The 3305-nt window shown below is 72.7% G+C and carries 4 protein-coding genes; all 4 read right to left on the minus strand.

Annotation, left to right across the window (positions count from 1 at the left end):
• Positions 1–206, minus strand: a 206-nt coding sequence (locus AOK17_RS51820) for a Pro-rich N-terminal domain-containing protein (RefSeq protein ID WP_245697790.1), incomplete at its 3' end; no start/stop codon positions are given.
• Between the two features lie 184 nt (positions 207–390).
• Positions 391–1482, minus strand: coding sequence for a 3-dehydroquinate synthase (gene aroB / locus AOK17_RS44920; RefSeq protein ID WP_055618428.1), 1092 nt, complete (start codon positions 1480–1482; stop codon positions 391–393).
• Positions 1479–1961: a shikimate kinase gene (locus tag AOK17_RS44925; RefSeq protein ID WP_055618430.1), complete on the minus strand. Its 483-nt coding sequence runs from the start codon at positions 1959–1961 to the stop codon at positions 1479–1481. Before AOK17_RS44925 ends, aroB begins: the two co-directional genes overlap by 4 nt.
• A 29-nt stretch (positions 1962–1990) precedes the next feature.
• Positions 1991–3175 (minus strand): chorismate synthase, encoded by a 1185-nt coding sequence (gene aroC / locus AOK17_RS44930; protein WP_055618429.1) that lies wholly within the window; start codon positions 3173–3175, stop codon positions 1991–1993.
• Between the last annotated feature and the right edge of the window lie 130 nt (positions 3176–3305).

Below are 3305 nucleotides of genomic sequence, written 5' to 3' on the forward strand. Positions count from 1 at the left end.
GGGGCATGGGGCCCGGTGGGCGCTCCGGCGAAGCCGGGCGGCGGGCCGACGGGCGCGGGCCCCTGGGGCGCACTGGCAGGCGCGGAGCCCGGGTGCGCGCCCGGGTGGTGCGGTCCCGGGTGTTGTGCGGCCGGCGACCAGCCGACGGCCGGTCCGTGCCCCGGCTGGTGGGGCGGCGGCAGCGGAGACCCCACTGCGTGCTGCATCCGGTGCCACTCCGTCTCGTGTCTTTGGCTCACTCGCCGCAGGCAATTTGGCGCTGGGAGCGGGGCACCCGCCCCACTCCCTACCGAACGGTACCGTCCCCGGCCGCCGTTTGGTGAACGGCGGGGGACGGTCCGAAGTGCCCCTCCGCACAAGGCAAATCAGAGCAAGTTTCGCCGGAGGGGGTTATTCGCCCACTTCGCCGTAGGCGGCGAGGAGCACCGCCGGGTCGGGGCCCTCCAGGACGGTGGGCTTGCCCAGGCCGTCGAGGACGATGAAGCGGAGGAGGTTGCCGCGGGACTTCTTGTCGACCTTCATGGTCTCCAGGAGCTTGGGCCACTGGTCGTAGCGGTAGCTCAGCGGCAGCCCGACCGACTCCAGGATCGTGCGGTGCCGGTCCGCGGTCGCGTCGTCGAGGCGGCCCGCCAGCCGGCCCAGCTCGGCCGCGAAGTGCATGCCCACGGCGACCGCCGCGCCGTGCCGCCACTCGTAGCGCTCGTTCTTCTCGATGGCGTGGGCGAGCGTGTGCCCGTAGTTGAGGATCTCGCGCAGCCCGGACTCCTTCAGGTCGGACGAGACGACCTCGGCCTTGACCTTGATGGAGCGCTCGATGAGCTCGGCGGTGTGCGGGCCCTCGGGGGTGCGAGCGCCCTGCGGGTCGGCCTCGATGAGTTCGAGGATCGTCGGGTCGGCGATGAAGCCGGCCTTGATGATCTCGGCGAGCCCGGACACGAAGTCGTGGACCGGCAGCGAGTCGAGGGCGGCCAGGTCGCACAGCACACCGGCGGGCGGATGGAAGGCGCCGACGAGGTTCTTGCCCTCGGCGGTGTTGATGCCGGTCTTGCCGCCGACCGCCGCGTCCACCATGGCCAGCACGGTGGTCGGGATGGCGATCCAGCGCACTCCGCGCAGCCAGGTCGCCGCCACGAACCCGGCGAGGTCGGTGGTCGCCCCGCCGCCCACGCCGACGATCACGTCGGTGCGGGTGAAGCCGGACTGTCCGAGCGCCTTCCAGCAGTACGCGGCGACCTCGGCGGTCTTGGCCTCCTCCGCGTTGGGCACCTGGATGGCGACGGCGTCGAAGCCCTGTTCGGCCAGGTCGGCCCGCAACGCCTCGCCGGTCTCGGCGAGCGCCTCGGGGTGGATCACCGCGACCCGCTTGGCCCGCTCCCCGACCAACGTGCCCAGCTCGCCGAGCAGTTGGCGGCCGACCAGCACCTCGTACGGCTCGCTGCCCGCCGTGCCGCCGACGTGGATCCGCGTCACTGCCTCGCTCATGCTTCCTTCAACTCCAGTGCGTCGAGGACCGCTTGGGCGACCTCTTCGGGGGTGCGGCCGTCGGTGGCCACCACGGCGGTCGCGACCTCGGTGTAGAGGTGGCGGCGGGCGTCCATCAGCTCGCGCCACTGCCGGCGCGGGTTGACGGCGAGCAGCGGCCGGGCGGTGTTCAGGCCCGTGCGCTTCACCGCTTCCTCGACGTCCATCGAGAGGTACACGACGGGCTGTCCGGCCAGCAGCGCCCGGGTGTCCGCGTCGAGGATCGCACCGCCGCCGAGTGCCAGTACGCCGTCGTAGCCGACCAGGGCCCGCTGCACCGCCTGCTTCTCGATCGCGCGGAAGGCGGGCTCCCCGTCGTCGACGAAGATGTCCGCGATGGTGCGGCCCTGCTCGGCCACGATGTCGCCGTCGGTGTCCCGGTAGGCGCAGCCGAGCCGCTCCGCGACCAGCTCGCCGACCGTGGACTTGCCGACGCCCATGGGTCCGACCAGGATCACGCGCGGAGCGCTCACCGCACGACCAGGTTCTGGAGGTACGACTCGACGTTGCGCCGCGTCTCGGGCACGGAGTCGCCGCCGAACTTCTCCGCCACCGCGTCCGCGAGGACCAGCGCCACCATGGCCTCGGCGACGATGCCCGCGGCCGGGACCGCGCACACGTCCGAGCGCTGGTGGTGCGCCTTGGTCGCCTCGCCGGTCGCCACGTCGATGGTGGCCAGTGCGCGCGGCACGGTCGCGATGGGCTTCATGGCGGCCCGTACGCGCAGGAGTTCGCCGGTCGTCAGACCGCCCTCGGTGCCGCCGGAGCGCCCCGAGGTCCGCTTGATGCCCTCGTCGGTCCGCACGATCTCGTCGTGCGCCTTCGAGCCGGGCACCCGCGCCAGGTCGAAGCCGTCGCCGACCTCGACACCCTTGATGGCCTGGATGCCCATGAGCGCCGCCGCGAGCCGGGCGTCGAGCCGCCGGTCCCAGTGCACGTGCGAGCCGAGGCCCACCGGCACGTCGTACGCGAGGACCTCGACCACGCCACCGAGCGTGTCACCGTCCTTGTGAGCCTGGTCGATCTCCGCGACCATCGCCTTCGACGCGTCCGCGTCCAGGCAGCGCACGGGATCGGCGTCGAGCCTCTCCACATCGGCGGGGGTCGGGTAGACGCCGTACGGCGCCTTCGCGGCGGCCAGCTCGACGACGTGCGAGACGACCTCGATGCCCGCCGTCTCCTTCAGGTACGAACGCGCCACCGCGCCCAGCGCCACCCGGGCCGCCGTCTCACGCGCCGAGGCACGCTCCAGGATCGGCCGGGCCTCGTCGAAGCCGTACTTCTGCATACCGGCGAGGTCCGCGTGACCGGGGCGGGGCCGGGTCAGCGGAGCGTTGCGGGCCAGTTCGGCGAGGATCTGCGGGTCGACGGGGTCGGCCGCCATGACCTGCTCCCACTTGGGCCACTCGGTGTTGCCCACCATGATCGCGACCGGGGAGCCCAGCGTGAGGCCGTGCCGTACGCCGCCCAGGAAGGTGATCTCGTCGCGCTCGAACTTCATGCGCGCTCCGCGTCCATACCCGAGGCGCCGCCTGGCCAGGTGGTCCGCCACCATCTCCGTGGTGATCGGCACGCCGGCGGGAAGTCCCTCCAGCGTCGCGACTAGTGCGGGACCGTGGGACTCCCCCGCGGTCAGCCAGCGCAACCTGCTCAACGGTGCTCCTCATGCTCGCGCCCTGGTACTGCGTACTGCCTTTGCGTACGCGCGTCCTCGCGTACGGCGCGACCGGGTGCGCGGCCCTGGCCCGCCGGTCACGATCCTCCCACGTCCGCGCCGCCCGCCC

Origin of the sequence: Streptomyces phaeochromogenes, from assembly GCF_001418655.1 — a bacterium.
Classification (GTDB): domain Bacteria; phylum Actinomycetota; class Actinomycetes; order Streptomycetales; family Streptomycetaceae; genus Streptomyces; species Streptomyces phaeochromogenes.

What these genes read in the sequence shown, in the direction of transcription:
- aroB (WP_055618428.1), bottom strand. Translation starts at nt 1,482, where the DNA reads ATGAGCGAGGCAGTGACGCGGATCCACGTCGGCGGCACGGCGGGCAGC.
- AOK17_RS44925 (WP_055618430.1), bottom strand. Translation starts at nt 1,961, where the DNA reads ATGGGCGTCGGCAAGTCCACGGTCGGCGAGCTGGTCGCGGAGCGGCTC.